Genomic DNA, 19,714 nt, shown 5'->3' with positions numbered 1-19,714 from the left:
CACAGGGCTTGCTGCGGGGGGTGTGACCTGGGGCGCGGGCGCCCCGGCACCGCGCGGGGCGAACCAGGCGGGGTTTTCGCGCAGCCAGGTCTCGATGAGCCGGGCGGCATTGGCCGAGAGCTGTTCGATCTGCTCTTTGCGGCTGCGGGTAAGCCCCGAGCCGACCACGGTTTCACTCGAGAGCCGCTCGAACACAGTGAAGACGCGCGGCTCGGCATTCAGCTTGCCGCCCGCCGCATCATCCCAGACCGACACCTGGATTCGCAGAATCGACTTGGGGGCCAGCACCACCGGCACTCCGGGCACCGCCAGGGCATAGGCATCGACCTTCAACGCGAGGTGATACAGCTGTGCGCCGTCAAACCGGCCAAAGCGTTGGGTCAGGGCGGCCTCGAGCGCCGCCTGCCACTCTTCGGGCGTCGCCTCCCGCGAGGGGGGCACCTTTTGGGCCCCTTCGGCCACCACGACCGCATGGCCGAGGCTGAAGGCGCCGATGGGCTCCACCGGGCCCTCCATGTCGGCGGTGGCGGAGCAGCCCGCGAGAAGCGCCGTGAACGCCAGGGCCAGCCTCACTTGCAGATTGCCTTCAGCGCATCCCATTCGGCGTCGGTCAGAACCGGCTCGAAATCGCCCCTGGTGCGGGTTTCGGCGGCACGGGCGGCCAGCGCCCGGCTGGCGAGGTTGGGGTGGGAGGCGAGATATTCCATCGCACCTTCACTGTCGCCGTAGCGGTCGCGCAGCTTCTCGAAAAACCGGGCGATGCCCTCGGTCGGCAGGCCGGATTGCTCCAGCGCCTCGAAGGCAAAGACATCGGCCGCCGCTTCGGCCTCACGCGAGAAGCTGGCCTGCATCAGCTGCTGCGAGATCGCCAGCACCAGCGCACCGCCAGCGAAATCGCCAAGAATCATCGAAAGGATCCCCGCTGAGCCTGCGGTGCGCATGGTGATGCGGAGGGGGTCACGGTTGTAGACATGGCCGATTTCATGGGCCAGCACCCCGGCCACTTCTTCGGCGCTATAGGCCTTGTCGAGCAGCCCCGAGACGATCACCACATGCCCGCCCGGCGCGGCGAAGGCGTTGATCATCGGATGGCGGATCACCTTGAGCTTCAGCGGATAGGGCAGCTCGATATGTGCGGTGAGCCGGTCGCCCATCTTTTCCAGCGCCGCCTGGCCGGCCTCTTCGGTGCAAAAGCCCGAGCCGTTGCGGCTGCCCAGCATGCCCTCCATCTGCCCCACGACTGTAAGGCCGATCTGCTCCTCCTGCTCGGGCGAGATCATGCCCGCAAGCGTGTCGGAGAGGGTGGGCAGGATCACGAAGAGGATGAGCAGCAGCGCCGCCACGGCCCCGCCTGTCCAGAACAGCACCTTGCGGGCGGTCCCCTTGGCCACCTTCACCTTGCGGTGGTTCGGCGTCACCCCGCCCAGCGCGGCGGCATCCTCGGCCGAGCCCACGTTGAGGCGGGCTTCGTCATGGCCCTCGCGGAAGAACACTATGCCGTCGCCAAATCCGGGATCGCGGATCATCCGGATTTCCTCAAGCGGCCACTCGGCCAGCAGGCGGCCGCTCTCTTCGTCAAAAATCTGGAGCCGCCCCTTGAGCTGGTCGGCCACCCCGCGCACCACCGTCTCGCCCGCGCTCTGCCCGTCGAAGAAACGGGCCGCGATGGCGAAGGCGGGGATGGGCGGTGTGGGGTCGCTCATGGGCGGCTCCTTGTTGTTTGGCGGGGCGGCCTAGAAGGCCGCGCCCACATCGAGTGCATCGGCGAAGCCCTCCGCATCCACCACCTCGTCGCCAACACGCTGGCGGATGGCATCAAGGCCGGAGGCATTCAGCACCGTGGTTTCCTCGACATAGTGCCGCAGGATCGGCTGGGTGATGAAGACCATCGAGAGCGCCCCGGCGAAGATGATGGCGAAGATATAGGCGAAGGCGATGATCGCGATAAAGGCGATGCCCTGCGGGCTGCCGAAGAGACCGTTGGGGTTCGCGCCGTCCATGAAGGTGGCCAGACCGGCCATCAGAAAGCCGACAGGGATCAGCGCAAGTGCGGTCAGCAACGAGACCGCGATGGTGCCCACGATGTAGGTGCCGATGATGGTGCCGGTGCGCGGCAGAGACCGAAAGCGGATGTTCTCACCCAACACCTTGTAGGCTGCGAGGATGCGCCACGCATGCACCTGGTAGTAGATGAAGCCGATGATCAGCCAGATGTATCCCACGAAAAACAGCACCATGCCCAGCAGCCCCAGCTGTGGGTCGACGGCCATGAGAACAGCGGCCCCGATAAAGAGCAGCACACCGATCACCACATGGATCATCGCGCGGTAGAGGCTTGTCCACTTGCCGCCCTGGGTGAACTTTGCATCGCCATACCAGGTGCGATCCCAGGTGTATTTCTCAAGCTTGAAGGTCTGGAGCGGGCTGAGCAGGCCCAAGGTTATGCCGCTGAGGATCGACAGCAGGCAGCCGCGCCACGTGTAACCCCAGGCGCCCTTCTCCGCGCCGAAGCGGACGCCGCGCCAGCGGGTGCGGCTGAGAAGATAGCGGCGCGCGCGATACTGGGCGAAGAAGATCAGCGGGATCAGCGCAAAGAGGTTGATGTAAAGCACCAGAACCTGCTGAAACATCACCATCGGATCGTTGGGATCGCCGCCGGTGATGACGGAAAAACCGAGGAACAGAAGCACCACGTTGAGAATGCCGAGGTAGGCCGCGAGGATGACCACGGCGACGAGGAAGCCGAGGAACTTCTCAAGCCCCGTGCCTGTGTATTCAAACGGGTTGCCGCCGGGCGCGGTGGCGCTCCAGAGGTAGCGCCGAATGCGAGCCTTGGCCCAGAAGCGGTAGATGCCCAGCGTCAGCAGGGTCAGAACCCCGGTGCCGAGTGCGAGCCAGAAGAGCCGCCCTCCCTCACCACGGTAAGCGCCATGCAGCACGTCATCCTCGACGATCGGCGCGTCAGTGTAAGCCATTGCTCATCCCTCGTATCAATGCCCTGCCCTCTTACGGGGACGCGTCGGGCGAAATCATGACATTCAGTCGGTAAATTTGTTGTCTCTCGGAAAGCCTCGTGGTGCCATTCTACCAGAAGACGCGCGTTTGCCGACCCATTCCGCAAGATCGGTTTCGGTACGGGTGCGGCCGGCCGGGTCTTTCCAGCTCAGGCCCTCTTCGAGTGCGAAAGTGACGGCATCGCTGAGCCCGCCGTCTTTGTACTTCTGAAGCCGCACGCCCTTGCCGCGTGCCATCTCCGGCAGCTCGTCGAGCGCGAAGACCAGCACCTTGCGGTTTTCGCCCACCGCGGCCACGTGATCGCCGGTCACCGGCCGGCAGACGCGGGCCACGACGCCATCCTTGACGTTGAGCGATTGCTTGCCCGCGCGGGTCTGGGCCACCACCTCGTCGGAGTTGACCACAAAGCCGTCGCCCGCCGAGGAGGCCAGCAGAAGCTTTTGCCCCGGCACGTGGGAAAACAGGGCCACGATCTCGGCATCGTTCGGCAGATCGACCATCAGACGCACCGGCTCGCCCATGCCGCGCCCGCCGGGAAGCTGGGCGCCGGGCAGCGTGTAGAAGCGCCCGTTGGCCCCGAGCAGCAGCAGCTTGTCGGTCGTCTCGGCGTGGAAGGCAAAGCGCGGGCCGTCGCCATCCTTGAATTTCAGTTCCTGGCTCAGGTCGATATGGCCCTTCATCGCCCGGATCCAGCCCATCTGCGAGCAGACGACGGTGATCGGCTCGCGGTCGATCATCGCCTCGATGGGCACATCCTCGACCTCGCCCGCCTCGGCAAAGCTGGTGCGCCGCGCGCCGCCCTCGGACTTGGCGCCGAACTTCTCGCGCACCTCTTTCAGCTCGTCGCTGATGCGGGCCCATTGCAGATCGGGGCTTTCCAGCAGGTCTTGCAGGGCCTCACGCTCGCGCATCAGCTTGTCCTGCTCGGCCTTCAGCTCCATCTCCTCGAGCCGGCGCAAGCTGCGCAGCCGCATGTTGAGGATCGCCTCGGTCTGCACCTCTGTCAGCCCGTCCTGCGGCTCTTCCGGGGTGTCGGGGCCGATGGGGCTGATATAGTCGCGCTCGTCGGTCGCCCGTGCCCGCGTGATCGACCAGTCCTCGGCCATCAGGGCGCGCTTGGGCTCGTCGTCGTAGCGGATGATGTCGATCACCCGGTCGAGGTTGAGGAAGGCCACCATCAGGCCTTCGAGCACCTCAAGGCGATGGTCGATCTTTTCGAGCCGATGGCGCGACCGGCGCTCCAGCACATCGCGGCGGTGGTCGAGGAAGGCGCGCAACAGCTCTTTCAGCGAGCAGACCTTGGGCGTGCGCCCGTCGATCAGCACGTTCATGTTGAGGCTGAACCGCACTTCGAGGTCGGAGTTGCGGAACAGCATGCCCATCAGGATCTCGGGATCGACGTTCTTGGAGCGCGGCTCGATCACCAGCCGGATATCCTCGGCGCTCTCGTCCCGCACGTCGCCCAGGATCGGCAGCTTTTTCAGCTGGATCAGCTCGGCGATCTTCTCGATCAGCTTGGACTTTTGCACCTGGTACGGGATCTCGGTGACAACGATCTGCCACTGACCACGCCCCAGGTCTTCCACCTCGTAGCGGCACCGCAGACGCACCGCACCCCGGCCCGTGCGGTAGGTTTCGGCGATGCTCTCGGGCGGCTCCACGATCACCCCGCCGGTCGGGAAATCAGGGCCTTTCACGTAGTTCAGCAGCGTGTCGTCGCGGGCGTCGGGAGTTTTCAGCAGGTGCAGACAGGCCTGCACCAACTCGTCGATGTTATGCGGCGGAATGTTCGTCGCCATGCCCACGGCAATACCGCTGGAGCCATTGGCCAGCAGGTTGGGGAAGGCGGCGGGCAGAACCTCGGGCTCCTGCAAGCGGCCATCGTAGTTGTCACGGAAGTTGACGGTGTTCTCGTCGAGCCCTTCCAGCAGGGCCTCGGCCCCCACGGTCATCCGCGCTTCGGTGTAGCGCGAGGCGGCGGGGCCATCACCGTCGATGTTGCCGAAGTTGCCCTGCCCGTCCACCAGCGGATAGCGCACCGCGAAATCCTGCGCGAGGCGTGCCATGGCATCGTAGATCGCCTGATCGCCGTGGGGGTGAAAGTCCCCCATCGTGTCGCCGCTGATCTTGGCCGACTTCAGGAAGCCGCCGGTTGCCGACAGCCGAAGACGGCGCATCGCGTAAAGGATTCGCCGGTGAACCGGCTTCAGCCCGTCGCGCGCATCGGGCAGCGCGCGGTGCATGATGGTGGAGAGCGCATAGGTCAGGTAGCGCTCGCCGATAGCACGGCGGAGGGGTTCTGCCCTCTCGTTCGGCTCGATATTGGGGGTGTCTGCCTCGTCATTCATAGATGCTGTGATACCCAAGCCGTGTGGGGCGGTAAAGTGAAACGGCAATGCAACGCACCGTTAAAAAACCGCGCGGGAGGTGGGCGAATGGAACCCTGCGCGATATAGTAAAGTTGGTTCACGAGCATTGAATTTGGTGCGAGGTCTTTGGAGGGTGCAATGGGTGCACGCGGATTGCTGAAAATGGTTGTGGCGCTGCTGGCGCTGATCTTCGGATCGATGGTGCTTGTGGGCGAAGGGCCAGAGGTGGCCATGGGGTCCGACTCGCCGGAGCTGACCGCCGAAGAGCTGGCCGCGCTGGAGCCCCCCGTAGAGGACGCCGTGACCAAGGCCGACGAGTCGCCCGTGGTGCTCGCTGCCGCGCAGGCCGAGCCTGCACCGGTTGCCGAAGAGCCGGAGCCCGTGCGCGAAGCTGCCCTCGGAAATGCGACCGAAGCCGCCGTTGAAGCCGCGCTGGCCTCTGCCGAGCCCACCGAACCCGCTCTGACCGACCCTGAAACCGCCGCCGCCGACCCCATCGGGCTCACCACCGTTGGCGTGGTGCTGGGCCAGCGGGTAAACGTGCGCTCCGGGCCCTCCACCCGCAACGGTGTGATCGGGCAGGTCGTGGAAGATCAGGAAGTGGAAATTTTGGGCTATGCCGAGAACGGCTGGGCCCGCATCCTGCTGAACGGCGAAGAAGGCTATATGTCGGGCGATTTCATCCGCGAAGTGCCGCAGGGCTGACGCCCGCTCTTGCGCCCGGCCCCTTGCCCGGGCATTTCGGGCGCCATGAGCCAGAAATCCATTCTCATCACCGGCTGTTCCACCGGCATCGGCTATGACGCCGCCCACGGGCTGCGTGATGCGGGTTGGCGTGTGTTTGCCACCTGCCGCCAGCAGAAGGACGTGGACCGCCTGCGCGGCGAGGGTTTCGAGAGCCTGCGGCTTGACCACCAGGACGAGGCCAGCATGGAGGCCGCGGTGGCAGAGGTGCTGGAGGCCACCGGAGGCACGCTCGATGCGCTCTTCAACAATGGCGCTTATGGCCTCGTCGGACCGCTGGAAGATGTGCCCACCGACGGGCTGCGCGACCTCTTCGAGAGCAACTTCTTCGGCTACCATACCCTGACGCGGCTGGTGCTGCCGGCGATGCGGGCGCAGGGACACGGGCGCATCCTCAACTGCTCCTCGGTGCTGGGCTTCATGGCGATGCGCTGGCGTGGGCCCTACGTGGCCTCGAAGTTCGCGCTGGAGGGGTTGAGCGACGTGCTGCGGCTGGAGATGTCGGACGCCAACATCAACGTGGTGCTGATCGAGCCCGGCCCGATCCGCACCGAGTTTCGGCGCAATGCCATCGCCAAGTTCGAGCAATGGATCGACTGGAAAGCCTCGCCCCGCCGCGCGCAATACGAGAGTGAGCTGCTCGACCAGCTCTACAAGCGGCAGGACAAGCCCGACCCCTTCGAGCTGGGGCCGGAAGCCGTCACCAAGGCCGTGCTGAAGGCCCTCACCGCCCGCCGCCCCGCCGCGCGCTATCGGATCACTACACCCACCCATATCATGGCCATCGCCAAGCGGCTTCTGCCACAGCGGGTGCAGGACTGGGCGATTCGGAAGGTCTGAGGCAGGCTGTCGCCTTCGCAATCCCGCTCACACAGGCTACATGAGGCGAAACGCCGGAGACCCTGATGACACAAGACCCGCTTTTCCTGCTTGTCGCCTTCGCCTGCCTCGTGGTGGTGGGCATCCTGCTGTTCGGCATCGGCGGCTTTGCGAAGGGCGGGGATTTCAACAAGAAGCACGCCAACAAGGTGATGCGCTGGCGGATCGGGGCGCAGGCGGTGGCGATTGCTCTGATCCTGCTGTTCGTCTGGCTGCGCCGGGGAGGCTGACATGGTTGTTCTGAACAAGATCTACACCCGCACGGGCGACAAGGGAGACACTGCGCTGGGCAACGGCAACCGGGTGGCCAAGCACTCGGCCCGGGTGACAGCCTATGGCACCTCCGACGAGCTGAACTCGGTTGTCGGCATGGCCCGTCTGCATGCCGAGGGAGAGATGGACGCGCGGCTCGCCGCGATCCAGAACGATCTTTTCGACCTTGGCGCCGATCTCTGCCGACCGGGCCTCGCCGAGGACGACAAGGCGGAATACACGCCGCTGCGCATGGTCGAAAGCCAGGTGACCCGGCTGGAGCGGGAGATTGACGAGATGAACGCGGGGCTGGAGGCGCTGCGCAGCTTCATCCTGCCCGGCGGCACCCCGTTGGCCGCACATCTGCACCTTGCCCGCACCACCTGCCGCCGCGCCGAGCGGCTTGCAACTGAGTTAGCCGAGGCCGAGCCCGATGATGTGAATACCCATGCCATCCGCTACCTCAACCGCCTCAGCGACTGGTTTTTCGTCGCCGCGCGCATCGCCAACGGCGGCGAGGATGTGCTCTGGGTGCCCGGGCAAAGCCGCTGAGGCCGCAAACGTTTGCGCTAACGTCGCAAAACGCGGCGTCGGCACGGCGGATTGCGTCGATTTTGCCCTGTAAGCGGGCCGCGCACTCCGCTAACACATGCCCCAATCCGGGCGGCCAAGCCGCCCCTGACGCGAGGAGAGAGACCCCATGAAGGTGCTAGTGCCTGTGAAACGGGTGATCGACTATAACGTGAAGGTCCGGGTGAAGTCGGACGGTTCCGGTGTCGATCTTGCCAACGTGAAGATGTCGATGAACCCCTTCGACGAGATCGCCGTGGAAGAGGCGATCCGGCTGAAGGAGGCCGGGACCGCCGACGAGGTAGTTGCGGTGTCCATCGGCGTGAAGCAGGCGCAGGAGACGCTCCGCACCGCCCTCGCCATGGGCGCCGACCGGGCGATCCTCGTGGTGGCCGCGGATGACGTGCACCAGGACATCGAGCCGCTGGCGGTGGCCAAGATCCTCGCCAAGGTCGTCGAGGAGGAACAGCCGGGCCTCGTGCTGGCCGGCAAGCAGGCGATCGACAACGACATGAACGCCACCGGCCAGATGCTTTCGGCACTTCTGGGCTGGTCGCAGGCGACCTTTGCCTCCGAGGTGAAGGTCGAGGGCGACAGCGCCGTGGTGACCCGCGAAGTGGACGGCGGGTTGCAGACCATCAAGGTGAAGATGCCGGCCATCGTCACCGTCGACCTGCGCCTGAACGAGCCGCGCTATGCCTCGCTGCCCAACATCATGAAGGCCAAGAAGAAGCCGCTGAATGAGAAGACCGCCGAAGATTACGGCGTCGACGTCAGCCCGCGCCTCGAAGTGGTGAAGACCTCCGAGCCCGAAACCCGCCAGGCTGGTGAGATCGTGCCCGACGTCGACACGCTGGTGGCCAAACTCAAAGAAAAGGGGGTCGTGTAATGGCTGTTCTGCTTCTTGCCGAAGTGACCGATGGCGAACTGGCGATGGACGCCACCGCCAAGGCCGTTTCCGCCGCCAAATCGCTGGGCGACGTGACCCTGCTCTGCGCCGGGGCCTCGGCCTCTGCCGCCGGTGAGGCCGCCGCCAAGATTGATGGCGTGGCGAAGGTGCTGGTGGCCGAGGATGCCTCGCTGGGCCACCGCCTTGCCGAGCCAACCGCCGCGCTGATCGTCAGCCTCGCGGGCGACTACAGCCACATCTGCGCGCCCGCCACGACGGACGCGAAGAACGTGATGCCCCGCGTCGCTGCCCTGCTCGACGTGATGATCCTTTCGGACGTCTCGGGCGTGGTCGATGCCGACACCTTCGAGCGCCCGATCTACGCGGGCAACGCGATCCAGACGGTGAAATCGAAGGACGAAAAGAAGGTTATCACCTTCCGGACTTCCACCTTCGACGCCGCTGGCGAGGGTGGTTCGGCCGCGGTGGAAAACACCTCTGCGGCCGACAACCCGGGCCTCTCCGAATGGGTCGAGGACAAGGTGGCCGAGAGCGACCGCCCCGAGCTGACCTCTGCCGGCATCGTCGTATCCGGCGGCCGTGGCGTGGGCTCGGAAGAGGACTTCGAGCTGATCGAGAAGCTGGCCGACAAGCTCGGCGCTGCCGTCGGTGCCTCGCGTGCCGCCGTCGACTCGGGCTTCGCCCCGAACGACTGGCAGGTGGGCCAGACCGGCAAGGTCGTTGCGCCCGAGCTCTACGTTGCCGTGGGCATCTCGGGCGCCATCCAGCACCTCGCGGGCATGAAGGACTCCAAGGTGATCGTCGCGATCAACAAGGACGAAGAAGCCCCGATCTTCCAGGTCGCGGACTACGGCCTCGTGGCCGACCTCTTCACCGCCGTTCCGGAGCTGATCGAAAAACTCTGAGGCGTGGCCGGGCCCGATGGCCCGACCGGAGAATGCAGAAAGGCCCGCCACGAACGGCGGGCCTTTTTCATGGCCTCACCAGCTCGGTAATGCGTGGCGCTACGGCCTGGGCGATTTCCATGTGCACGCGGGGGCCCGGCATCTCGGCTGCGGCGGGGGCCTCCACCTCGTTGAAAACCATGCCCCTGGTGCCCTCGCCCCACGCCTCGGCGCTTGGAATCACCTCCAGCACGCCCGCCAGTTGCGGGCGCAGCAGATCGACCATCTCGTCGTCAACGTAGAGCGGATCGTTTCCAAGGGAGTCATGCGCATCGTCCCGGCAGGGGTCGCGCCCGTCACGCACCCACAGGAGCACGACGGCCCCCGGTATCTTTGCCAGCATCGTTTGCATCCGGGCGACCCAGGCCGATTTGAGCTCTTCGACCACCATCAGGTATTTCTCTTCGCTGACGCGGTGCAGCGTGGAGAGCATGTGGCGGGTGAAGTTGAACTCGGTGAAATCCACCTCTCGGAATACCGTTTTCATCAGGCTGGAGGCGCGCAGGAAGCGATCGTTACGGCGCGGGTGAACGGCGTAGAACCGGTTGGACATGTTCTGAGCCCCCATCACCTGCACCACAGTCACCGCAGCGCGCGAGGCGGCATCGATCAGCGTTGGATCGTTCACATAAAGGTCGGCGCCTGCATTCAGGCAGCCGAAGTTGACGCAGCGCCGCCCCGTCTGCTCTTCCACCAGCGTCGGAAACGGAAGCTCCACGAACTTGCCATAGGTCTCGGTGCCCCCGAAGAAGGCGACATACTTGCCATCCAGCTTGCGCCGCGGCCCCCGGAACAACAGACGCGACTTGCCGTAACGGCAATGCAGATAGTCAAGGGCACTTTGACCCGTTGTCTCAAAGGTCATTCCCACACCTCACACAGATTTTCTTCACCCGGGAGGCAACCTGACGGAACCCCCTTTCGATTTCGCTAAAGTTTCGAATTCGACCGATATTTCTTTGGTCTCCGGCTCTTGCTGCGGCTGCATCGCCCCCCTAATCTCGCCGCAACCAGCCAAGCGGAGTGCATCACATGGATATCCAGACCATCGGCGTTGTCGGCGCGGGACAGATGGGCAACGGCATTGCCCATGTGCTGGCGCTCGCGGGCTATGACGTAAAGCTGAACGACATCAAGCAGGACGCCATCGACAAGGCGATGGAGACCATCCGCAAGAACATGGATCGCCAGGTCAGCCGCGACAAGATCAGCGCGGAAGAGCGCGATGCGGCGCTGGGGCGGATCTCGTCGACGCTCACGCTGACCGATCTCGGCCCTTCCGACCTGATCATTGAGGCCGCGACCGAGCGCGAAACGATCAAGACGGCCATCTTCGAAGATCTCGTGCCGCACCTTGCGCCCAACACGATCCTGTCGTCCAACACATCGTCGATCTCGATCACCCGGCTCGCCTCACGCACCGACCGGCCCGAGAAGTTCATGGGCTTTCATTTCATGAACCCGGTGCCGGTGATGCAGCTTGTCGAGCTGATCCGCGGCATTGCCACCGACGAACCCACCTACAAGGCCTGCGCAAAGGTGGTCGAGAAACTGGGCAAGACGGCCTCCTCTGCCGAGGACTTCCCCGCCTTCATCGTCAACCGCATCCTGATGCCGATGATCAACGAGGCGGTTTACGTGCTCTACGAGGGCGTGGGCAACGTGAAGTCGATCGACATGGCGATGAAGCTGGGTGCCAACCACCCGATGGGCCCGCTGGAGCTGGCCGACTTCATCGGGCTCGACACCTGCCTTGCCATCATGAACGTGCTGCACGACGGGCTGGCCGACACCAAGTATCGCCCCTGCCCGCTGCTGACCAAATATGTCGAGGCCGGCTGGCTTGGCCGCAAGACCCAGCGCGGGTTCTACGATTATCGCGGCGAGGAGCCGGTGCCGACCCGCTGACGCGGGCGCACGAATTTTCGTACGATAATTCGTGGCGGCGGCTCAGGCGCGCGGCTTAAGGGCCAGTGTTTGTTCGCGCAGCCAGGTGATGAAGCCGCGCGGGTTGTCCTTGCGGGCGTCGATTTCGTCGCGGCCGATGGGCGTACCGACCACGGGGGCCTGCGGCTTGTTCAGCGCGTGGCGCACCTCGTAGAGCAGCAGGCTCTGGCGCAGCACGGCAGAGAGCTTGTTGGCGATCTGGTACCAGCGGCTGTTCTGGCCCTGGAAGTAGATCGGCAGCACCTGCGCCTCGGAGCGCAGCACCATCTTGGCGGTGAAGGCGTGCCATTCTTTCTCAATCGCGGGACCGAACCAGGTTTTGGCCGAGGCCACCTCACCCGCCGGAAACAGCACAACGCAGCCGCCCGATTTCAGGTGCTCGTTGGCCTTCTTGCGCATCTCAAGGTTCCGCTCGAGCGCGTCGGGCTCATGCGGGAAGGGCACCGGAATCATGAAATCGTCAATCTCGGCCACGCCCGTCAACAGCGAGCGCGTAAGGATCTTGTAATCGGTGCGGCGGCGCCCGATCAGTTCGGCCAGCACCATGCCGTCGACCAGCCCGTGAGGGTGGTTGGCCACGATCACCAGCGGGCCGGTTTCGGGGATGTTGTCGATCTGCTCCTGCGGCGTCGTGAGCTTGATGCCCATCACGCCGAGGGCCTGCGCCCAGAAGCCCTGGCCGTGGGGCACACCCAGCGCCTCGAACCGGCGGATCAGGCGCAGAAGCCGCAGCTTGGCCGTGGCCCATTCCATCACCCGGATGAAATTGGCCTGAAGCGGGTTGGGAAAGGTATTCGCGTAGCTCAGGCGGCGGCGATCATAGGGCACATCGTTCAGCGCCTCGGACTCGGGCTGCGTAACCGGGCCGCTGACAGGCAGCTCAAGCCCACGGCGCGCGCGCCGGAGGGTCATCGTCTTAGGTTGGTAACTTTCCACCAAGAGGGCCGTGCCTCCCTGCTCTCGTCTCTCAGATGCCTTCGCCGAACTTGTCGGCCACCAGCTCTGCAAGGGCGGTTGCCAGCTCTTCTGCCTGGGCTCCGCGGGTTTCGACTTCAATAAAGGTTCCCTTGGACGCTGCCAACATCAAAAGCCCCATGATGCTGTCGCCCCCTGTGCTGAGGCCGTCCTTGGATACGTCGGCCTCGGCGTCGAACTGCTCAACACATTCCACGAACTTCGCAGAAGCGCGGGCGTGCAGCCCCTTTTCATTCACGATTTCCAGACGTTGCACCGACATGCCCCCTCCGTGTCAGACCACGCCACCATCGTAGCTGTTGATGTACTTCCGGCCCGCCGCCATGGCACAACCCACCGCATCCTCCACCTTGAGGTGGCGGGATTTCGCGAGTTTGACCAGCATGGGGAGGTTCGCGCCGTAGAGAATCTTGCGATCGTCGGGGCGGCAGGCGAGCAGCGAGAGGTTGGAGGGGGAGCCGCCGAACATGTCGGTCACCACCACCACGCCCGAGCCATCATCCACCGCGTCGGCGGCATCGCAGATTTCGGCCTGCTTGCGCGATCTGTCACAATCGGCTGCTATGGTGATGGCGCGAATGCCATCCTGTCGGCCCACGACATGCTCGACTGCGGCGAGATATTCCTTCGCCAGCCCGCCATGTGCCACGATCACGATTCCGATCAAGCTTTCTTCCCCAAAGCTGCGGCAGGCGGCTCTGCCGCCCGTGCCCCAGCCCGCCGTTCGATTTCCCGATGCCGAATAGACACCCGCCATCCGGCCCCTGCAAGCTCTTTCCCGAACCGTTCCGTGAGGGCAACGGAGCGGTGCTTACCGCCGGTGCAGCCGAAGCCGATCGACAGGTGGGATTTGCCCTCCTCTACAAAGGCGGGCAGTAGCATATCGACAAGACCCCGCACGCGGTTGTGAAACTCCGCGAAGCGCGGGTCGGCCTCCACATAGGCCACCACAGCGGCCTCGCGGCCATCGAGCGGGCGCAGGTCGGGCTGCCAGTGCGGGTTGTTCAGGAAGCGGCAGTCGAACACCATGTCGAGCCCGTGGGGCAGGCCGCGCTTGTAGGAGAAGCTCTGGATCGAGACGCCGAGGCGCACCGTTGCTTCGAGAGCGAACAGCCGGTCGAGCTCTTCGCGCAGGTCGTGCACGGAGAGGTCCGATGTGTCGATGAGCACATCGGCGCGCTCGCGGATGCCTGCGAGCAGCTCGAAATCGCGCCGGATGCCCTCTTCCGGGCTTTCGGAGGGGGCCAGCGGATGGCGGCGGCGGGTTTCGGAGTAGCGGCGCAGCAGCACCTCGGGCTGGCAATCGAGGTAGAGCACCTCGTGCGAGATGTCGGGGCGGGCATCGAGCTGCGAGAGCAGATCGAGCAGGTGCGGCGGGTCGAACTCACGGTTGCGGCTGTCGATGCCGAGCGCCAGCGCCCCGCCGCGCGGCGCGCCCTCCAGCAGGCGGGGCACCAGCGAGAGGGGCAGGTTGTCGATCGCCTCGTAGCCGAGGTCTTCGAGCACCCGCACGGCAGAGCTGCGGCCCGCGCCCGCCGGGCCCGTGACCAGCACCAGCCGTTGCACGGCGGTGGTCAGGGGCAGCGCCTCGACGGCGGGCGGGGTATGCGGTGTGTCAGTCATCTGTCGGGTCATTGGCAGCGTCATGGGCACCGCCCGTCATCATCAGCAGCACCGCTGCCGGAAACTGAGCCTCTGGCGACCGGTGAAGCAAGGGGAGACTGCACCCGAAGAGGAGAATTTCGCGCGGTGGCGGCAGCCTGTCACGCTCTTCGCGGCCAGCGTCGATCACCAAGGCGATTTCAGCCTCCGCCACGGCGGGAACGGTGAGCAGGCCGACGCCCCGGCACTCGATCCGGCCTTCGAATCCCGGGCGGGGCCGGGCCAGAAGCCTGCCGCCCTCGCCCGAGAGCATCAGCCGGTCGTCCCCCACCAACCGGGCGCCGCGCGAAATCAGCTCGACAGCCAAAGATGATTTTCCAGCCCCGGAGGGCCCGAGAATGAGGACGCCGCGCGCGCCGAAGGCGATTGCGGTGGCATGGAAGAAGTCGTCGTGGGTCTTGTCCTGCCCGGCCATCGTCTGGCTCATCCTGCGCTGGCCTCCGCGCGGCCGGTGCGCGGCACGTCGTCAGACCGGCAGGCCGACCACGAAACGGGCGCCGAGTGGCTCGGAGGTGATGTCATCTTCGGTGGGCCGGATGTTTTCGGCCCAGATCACGCCGCCATGGGCCTCGATGATCTGCTTGGAGATCGCGAGGCCGAGGCCGGAGTGGTCTCCGAACTGGCCCTCGGGCCGCTCGGAGTAGAAACGGTTGAAGACCTTGGTCAGCGCCTGCTCGGGGATGCCCGGGCCGGTATCCTCGACCACCACCAGCACGCGGTTTTCGCGACGGCGCACCCAGACGCGCACCGCATCGCCCTCTTCGCAGAACGAAAGCGCGTTGGTGATGAGGTTGACGAACACCTGAGCCAGCCGCGCTTCGAGCCCGGTGATGCGGATCGGCTGGCGGGGCACGTCGGTGATGAACTCCACGCCCTTCCGCTGCGCCTCACCGCCGAGATACTCGGTCAGGTTGCCCAGCATCTTCAGCAAGTCGAAGCTCTCTTCCTCTTCCTTCACCAGCTCGCTGTCGAGCCGGGAGGCGTTGGAAATGTCGGAGACGAGGCGATCGAGGCGGCGCACGTCATGCTCGATCACGTCGAGCAGCTTCTGGCGCTGGTCGTCGCGCTTGGCCACCCGCATCGAGCTGACGGCAGAGCGCAGGCTGGCGAGCGGGTTCTTGATTTCGTGGCTCACGTCGGCGGCAAACTGTTCGTTCGCGTCGATCCTGTCATAGAGCGCGGCCACCATGCCCCTGAGCGCGCCCGAAAGGCGGCCGATCTCGTCGGGGCGGCCGGTGAGATCGGGGATGCGGACCCTGCTGGGGCTCATCTTCTGCTCGCCCTTCTCGCGCCCGATCTCGGCGGCAGAGGCAAGGTCGGCAATCGGGTTGGCAATGGTGGAGGCCAGCAGCAGCGACAGGCCGATGGAAACGAGGATGGCGATGACGAACATCTGCAGCACCTGCTCGCGCTCGGAGCGCACCAGCGTGTCGATCTCGCCCTGGGCCGAGGTGATGGCCACCACGCCAACCACCTGGTTTCCCGCGATCACCGGCGTCGCCACTGAGAAGATCGTGCCGCCGGCAGCGTTGGACCCGGTGCGCACCGTGGTGCGCCCGGTTGCGGCATCGGCCACCATGGCGCGGGCCAGCCCCTCTGGGTCGACATCGGGGATGTCGGTGCGCTGCGAGGAGAAGATGGAAGACATCCCCTCCCAGATCGCGTTGAGGAAGTCAGTGATAACGGTGCGCCGCTCTTTTTGGGCCTGGGTCACGGCGCTGATGGCATCGCTGCCGACGGTGGAGCCCAGGATCGTTTCCTGCGCGCCGAACACGAAGACCTCGACCCCCGAAGAGAGGTCGAGCCCGTCGACCACGGCCTGCACGTCGACACCACTGGCGTCGAGCGCCACCGGCGCGCCATCGAGCTGCACCTCGAACACATCGGCGATGAGCTGGGCCTCGGCCTGAAGCCCGGCCTCCCGTTGCAGCGCGAGGCTGTCACGGAACGGGTTGAGATAGAACACGCCCGCCACCAGAAGCAGCAGGCCGAGCAGGTTGAAGGTAATGATCTTGCGGGCAAGCGGCGAGCGGTTGAGCGTCAGGAAGCCCCGACGCGCACGCTTTTGCTGCATGGCGTAGTCGGCGCTCTGGGGGCTTTCCCAGTCTTCGCCGAGGACGACATCCGCTTCATATGTCCGGCCTGTGTCCCGCACCGGGGCCACCTCCTGCCCGCTGCGCCTCACTCCTCGTTGTAGCGATACCCGATGCCATAGAGGGTTTCGATCGCGGAGAACTCATCGTCCACCGAGCGCATCTTCTTGCGCAGGCGCTTGATGTGGCTGTCGATGGTGCGGTCGTCGACATAGACCTGATCGTCGTAGGCAACGTCCATCAGCTGGTCGCGGCTCTTCACGAAGCCGGGGCGCTGGGCGAGCGCCTGGAGCAGCAGAAACTCGGTGACGGTAAGCGACACGTCGAGGCCTTTCCAGGTCACGGCGTGGCGCAGCGGATCCATCACCAGCTCGCCGCGCACCATCACCTGGGCGGTTTCCGCCTCGGTCGGGCCGTCACCGGCGATCACCTCCTGGCGGCGCAGCAGGGCGCGGATGCGCTCCACCAGCAGACGCTGGGAGAAGGGCTTCTTCACGTAGTCGTCGGCGCCCATGCGCAGACCGAGCACCTCGTCGATCTCGTCATCCTTGGAGGTGAGGAAGATCACCGGCATGGTGGTCTTGGTCCGGAGCCGCTGAAGCAGATCCATCCCGTCCATCCGGGGCATCTTGATGTCCAGCACGGCCATGTCGGGGAGTTTCTTGTTGAACGCGTCCAGCGCGGTCTGACCATCGTTATAGGTTTCGACCTCGAAGCCTTCGGCCTCCAGAGTCATCGAAACAGAAGTGAGGATATTCCGGTCGTCATCGACGAGGGCAATTCTCGACATGCCTGCATTCCTTATTGTTTGTGCTCGTTGCCTTGTTTTGCCTCAACATCCCGAATCGCACCTTTGGAATCAACTACTAAGTGCGAATCACCGGCGCTACTGCCCCACAATGAACCGCAAAAGTGAGAACGAATGGCTAATTTGCATCACCTCACCGCCGCATTTTGCGCCCCTCGGCGGATGTTTGCGTTAAACTGCCGCTGGTTGCGCTAACGCCGCGCCTGCGCCGGTTCCTTTGAAAAAATGTCATGCTATAGGGGCGGAACTTCCCCATGCTCGGGGAGGCGTTCCGGGCCGGGATGGCACGGGACAGGCTACCAGATCAGAGCTTGCCTCAGGAGCACAAGAAAACGATGACCATCGGACGCGTCAACCCCGCCAAACGCCTGGAAGATCAAGGGATTAACGGCCTGGGGAACGTCTATTACAACCTCATCGAGCCGGCCATCATCGAAGAAGCCATCAAGCGTGGCGAGGGTGAGCTGGGCAAGGGCGGCGCGTTTCTGTGCTCCACCGGCAAGTTCACCGGGCGTTCGCCCAAGGACAAACACGTGGTGCGCTCGGCGGCGACCGAAAACACCATCTGGTGGGACAACAACGCGCCGATGTCGGAAGCCGGCTTCGATGCGCTCTACGCCGACATGCTGGAGCACATGAAGGGCCGCGACTACTTCGTGCAGGATCTCTTCGGCGGTGCCGACCCGGCCCAGCGGCTGGATGTGCGCATGGTCACCGAGCTGGCCTGGCACTCGCTCTTCATTCGCCACATGCTGCGCCGCCCGTCGCGCGACGAGCTCGACAGCTTCGAGCCCGAATTCACCGTCATCAACTGCCCCAGCTTCCAGGCCGACCCGGCCAAACATGACTGCCGCAGCGAGACCGTCATCGCGCTGAACCTCGACAAGAAGCTGATCCTGATCGGCGGCACCGAATACGCGGGCGAAAACAAGAAATCCGTATTCACCCTGCTCAACTACCTGCTGCCCGAGCGCGGCATCATGCCGATGCACTGCTCGGCCAACCACGCCGCGGGCAACCCGGTGGATGCGGCCGTGTTCTTCGGCCTTTCCGGCACCGGCAAGACCACCCTTTCGGCCGACCCGAACCGCGTACTGATTGGCGATGACGAGCACGGCTGGTCGGATCGCGGCACCTTCAACTTCGAGGGCGGCTGCTACGCCAAGACGATCAACCTCAGCGCCAAGGCCGAGCCCGAGATCTACGCCACGACCGAGATGTTCGGCACCGTGATCGAAAACATGGTCTACGATCCCGAAACAAAGGATCTGGACTTCGAGGATGACAGCCTCACGGCCAACATGCGCTGCGCTTACCCGCTGCATTACATCTCGAACGCCTCCGAAACGGCGCTGGGCGGGCACCCCAAGAACATCATCATGCTCACCTGCGACGCCTTTGGCGTGCTGCCCCCGATCGCCCGGCTTACGCCCGCGCAGGCGATGTATCACTTCCTTTCGGGCTTCACCTCCAAAGTGGCGGGCACCGAGCGCGGCGTGACCGAGCCCGAGCCCACCTTTTCCACCTGCTTCGGCGCGCCCTTCATGCCGCGCCGCCCCGAGGTTTACGGCAACCTGCTGCGCGAGAAGATCGACACCCACGGCGCCACCTGCTGGCTGGTCAACACCGGCTGGACCGGCGGCGCCTATGGCACCGGCTCGCGGATGCCGATCAAGGCCACCCGCGCCCTGCTCACCGCCGCACTCGACGGCTCGCTGCACGAGGCCACCTTCCGCAAGGACGAGAACTTCGGCTTCCAGGTGCCGGTCACGGTGCACGGCGTCGATGCCGCCCTGCTCGACCCGCGCTCGACCTGGGCCGACAAGGACGCCTATGACGCGCAGGCAAAGAAGCTGGTGGACATGTTCGCCGAGAACTTCGCCCAGTATGACGCCTACATCGACGACGACGTGAAGGCCGTCGCCATCGGGTGAGCTTCGAGCGCACGATATCAGGGGCGGTAGGGGCCGGGCTGGCCCTTGCCGCCCTTTTGCTGTCTGCCGCTGCGGGGGGAGCAGAGCCGCGCGTGCAGGCGGACTCAGCCGTGATCGAACGGCTGGAATTCGGGCTGACCTGCCCTCTGCCCATCGTCTCCTCCGAAGACGCGCCGGGCACCGAGAACGGGCGCGTGGACATCTTTGAAGGCGAGGTGCGGTTCGTTGACAGCCACCAGCAGGTGCCTGCCGTTCTGGGCGTGGGCTTTGGTGTGAAGGCCTGGGCGCGCCCGGATGCCGCGCCCACACGCATCACCATCCGCAGCCTGCATCCGGCCTTCCCCGGCACCGGCACCACCAGCCAGAGCTTTACCTCGCATCTCGGGCCGAACGCCCCGATGACCCATGTCTTCACCTTCGACCTGCCGCATGAGGCCACGCCGGGGCTGTGGCAGCTTCAGGCGCTGGCGGGTGGCAGGATGATCTACTCGGTCTCTTTCAAGGTGGTCCCGCCCGAGGCCTACAGCGGCCCGCCGCTGGACTGTGAGCACCTGGACCTGCTGGGCGAGGCCCCGCGCCCCGCCGGGACGCCCGCCGCCTGAGCCGGGCGGG

21 protein-coding genes are annotated in these 19,714 nt (G+C 65.1%); 9 read left to right on the top strand and 12 right to left on the bottom strand.

The window, feature by feature from the left end; genetic code table 11:
• From DYI42_RS08585 to DYI42_RS08570, 4 genes are all read right to left on the bottom strand, one after another.
• Positions 1–573 (bottom strand): hypothetical protein (locus DYI42_RS08585; protein WP_213545524.1); only part of this gene is annotated, 573 nt, incomplete at its 3' end.
• Positions 570–1,703, bottom strand: a complete 1,134-nt coding sequence (locus DYI42_RS08580; RefSeq protein WP_213545523.1) for a M48 family metallopeptidase — start codon at positions 1,701–1,703, stop codon at positions 570–572. The genes DYI42_RS08585 and DYI42_RS08580, both read right to left, overlap by 4 nt.
• A gap of 30 nt (positions 1,704–1,733) precedes the next feature.
• A complete protein-coding gene (locus DYI42_RS08575) occupies positions 1,734–2,975 on the bottom strand; it encodes a YjgN family protein (RefSeq protein WP_213545522.1) in 1,242 nt (413 codons plus the stop codon).
• 63 nt (positions 2,976–3,038) lie between these two features.
• Positions 3,039–5,363: a DNA topoisomerase IV subunit A gene (locus DYI42_RS08570; protein WP_213545521.1), complete on the bottom strand. Its 2,325-nt coding sequence runs from the start codon at positions 5,361–5,363 to the stop codon at positions 3,039–3,041.
• Between the two features lie 159 nt (positions 5,364–5,522).
• On the opposite strand from DYI42_RS08570, the gene DYI42_RS08565 reads away from it, so the two are divergent.
• The 6 genes from DYI42_RS08565 to DYI42_RS08540 all read left to right on the top strand — a co-directional run bounded on the left by DYI42_RS08565 (position 5,523) and on the right by DYI42_RS08540 (position 9,644).
• The gene (locus DYI42_RS08565) at positions 5,523–6,089 is read left to right on the top strand and encodes an SH3 domain-containing protein (protein WP_213545520.1); all 567 of its coding nucleotides are present in this window, start codon (positions 5,523–5,525) and stop codon (positions 6,087–6,089) included.
• A gap of 45 nt (positions 6,090–6,134) precedes the next feature.
• Positions 6,135–6,968 carry an SDR family NAD(P)-dependent oxidoreductase gene (locus tag DYI42_RS08560; protein WP_213545519.1) on the top strand — a complete coding sequence of 278 codons (834 nt, stop codon included), beginning with the start codon at positions 6,135–6,137 and terminating at the stop codon, positions 6,966–6,968.
• A gap of 65 nt (positions 6,969–7,033) precedes the next feature.
• Positions 7,034–7,237 (top strand): twin transmembrane helix small protein, encoded by a 204-nt coding sequence (locus DYI42_RS08555; RefSeq protein ID WP_213545518.1) that lies wholly within the window; start codon positions 7,034–7,036, stop codon positions 7,235–7,237.
• A gap of 1 nt (position 7,238) precedes the next feature.
• The gene (locus DYI42_RS08550) at positions 7,239–7,811 is read left to right on the top strand and encodes a cob(I)yrinic acid a,c-diamide adenosyltransferase (RefSeq protein ID WP_213545517.1); all 573 of its coding nucleotides are present in this window, start codon (positions 7,239–7,241) and stop codon (positions 7,809–7,811) included.
• 148 nt (positions 7,812–7,959) lie between these two features.
• The gene (locus DYI42_RS08545; RefSeq protein WP_213545516.1) at positions 7,960–8,718 is read left to right on the top strand and encodes an electron transfer flavoprotein subunit beta/FixA family protein; all 759 of its coding nucleotides are present in this window, start codon (positions 7,960–7,962) and stop codon (positions 8,716–8,718) included.
• Positions 8,718–9,644 carry an electron transfer flavoprotein subunit alpha/FixB family protein gene (locus DYI42_RS08540; protein ID WP_213545515.1) on the top strand — a complete coding sequence of 309 codons (927 nt, stop codon included), beginning with the start codon at positions 8,718–8,720 and terminating at the stop codon, positions 9,642–9,644. Before DYI42_RS08545 ends, DYI42_RS08540 begins: the two co-directional genes overlap by 1 nt.
• A 67-nt stretch (positions 9,645–9,711) precedes the next feature.
• Here DYI42_RS08540 and DYI42_RS08535 read toward each other — a convergent pair whose 3' ends face one another.
• Positions 9,712–10,548: a DUF6473 family protein gene (locus DYI42_RS08535; protein WP_213545514.1), complete on the bottom strand. Its 837-nt coding sequence runs from the start codon at positions 10,546–10,548 to the stop codon at positions 9,712–9,714.
• 167 nt (positions 10,549–10,715) lie between these two features.
• Between DYI42_RS08535 and DYI42_RS08530 the strand changes: the two genes are divergently transcribed.
• Positions 10,716–11,591, top strand: coding sequence for a 3-hydroxybutyryl-CoA dehydrogenase (locus tag DYI42_RS08530; protein WP_213545513.1), 876 nt, complete (start codon positions 10,716–10,718; stop codon positions 11,589–11,591).
• A 42-nt stretch (positions 11,592–11,633) separates the two neighbouring features.
• Here DYI42_RS08530 and DYI42_RS08525 read toward each other — a convergent pair whose 3' ends face one another.
• The 7 genes from DYI42_RS08525 to DYI42_RS08495 form a co-directional block, all read right to left on the bottom strand.
• Positions 11,634–12,542, bottom strand: coding sequence for a lysophospholipid acyltransferase family protein (locus DYI42_RS08525; RefSeq protein ID WP_213545512.1), 909 nt, complete (start codon positions 12,540–12,542; stop codon positions 11,634–11,636).
• Between the two features lie 55 nt (positions 12,543–12,597).
• Entirely contained in the window at positions 12,598–12,867 is a 270-nt protein-coding gene (locus tag DYI42_RS08520; RefSeq protein ID WP_213545511.1) for an HPr family phosphocarrier protein, read from the bottom strand.
• A gap of 12 nt (positions 12,868–12,879) precedes the next feature.
• Positions 12,880–13,272, bottom strand: a complete 393-nt coding sequence (locus DYI42_RS08515) for a PTS sugar transporter subunit IIA (protein WP_213545510.1) — start codon at positions 13,270–13,272, stop codon at positions 12,880–12,882.
• Positions 13,269–14,228: an RNase adapter RapZ gene (rapZ, locus tag DYI42_RS08510; RefSeq protein ID WP_440870634.1), complete on the bottom strand. Its 960-nt coding sequence runs from the start codon at positions 14,226–14,228 to the stop codon at positions 13,269–13,271. Before rapZ ends, DYI42_RS08515 begins: the two co-directional genes overlap by 4 nt.
• Positions 14,221–14,694 carry an HPr kinase/phosphorylase gene (locus DYI42_RS08505; protein ID WP_244867733.1) on the bottom strand — a complete coding sequence of 158 codons (474 nt, stop codon included), beginning with the start codon at positions 14,692–14,694 and terminating at the stop codon, positions 14,221–14,223. The genes rapZ and DYI42_RS08505 overlap by 8 nt, the downstream gene beginning before the upstream one ends.
• A 39-nt stretch (positions 14,695–14,733) precedes the next feature.
• Positions 14,734–16,341 (bottom strand): sensor histidine kinase, encoded by a 1,608-nt coding sequence (locus tag DYI42_RS08500; protein WP_213545525.1) that lies wholly within the window; start codon positions 16,339–16,341, stop codon positions 14,734–14,736.
• Between the two features lie 107 nt (positions 16,342–16,448).
• Positions 16,449–17,150, bottom strand: a complete 702-nt coding sequence (locus DYI42_RS08495; RefSeq protein WP_213545509.1) for a response regulator transcription factor — start codon at positions 17,148–17,150, stop codon at positions 16,449–16,451.
• A 353-nt stretch (positions 17,151–17,503) separates the two neighbouring features.
• On the opposite strand from DYI42_RS08495, the gene DYI42_RS08490 reads away from it, so the two are divergent.
• Positions 17,504–19,102 carry a phosphoenolpyruvate carboxykinase gene (locus DYI42_RS08490; RefSeq protein ID WP_213545508.1) on the top strand — a complete coding sequence of 533 codons (1,599 nt, stop codon included), beginning with the start codon at positions 17,504–17,506 and terminating at the stop codon, positions 19,100–19,102.
• Between the two features lie 92 nt (positions 19,103–19,194).
• Positions 19,195–19,704, top strand: coding sequence for a DUF3859 domain-containing protein (locus tag DYI42_RS08485; protein ID WP_213545507.1), 510 nt, complete (start codon positions 19,195–19,197; stop codon positions 19,702–19,704).
• Positions 19,705–19,714 lie beyond the last annotated feature (10 nt).

Origin of the sequence: Vannielia litorea (assembly GCF_018424695.1) — a bacterium.
Classification (GTDB): Bacteria; Pseudomonadota; Alphaproteobacteria; order Rhodobacterales; family Rhodobacteraceae; genus Vannielia; species Vannielia litorea_A.
Note: the sequence above shows the minus strand (reverse complement) of the source record. Positions and strands in the feature narration are given on the sequence as shown.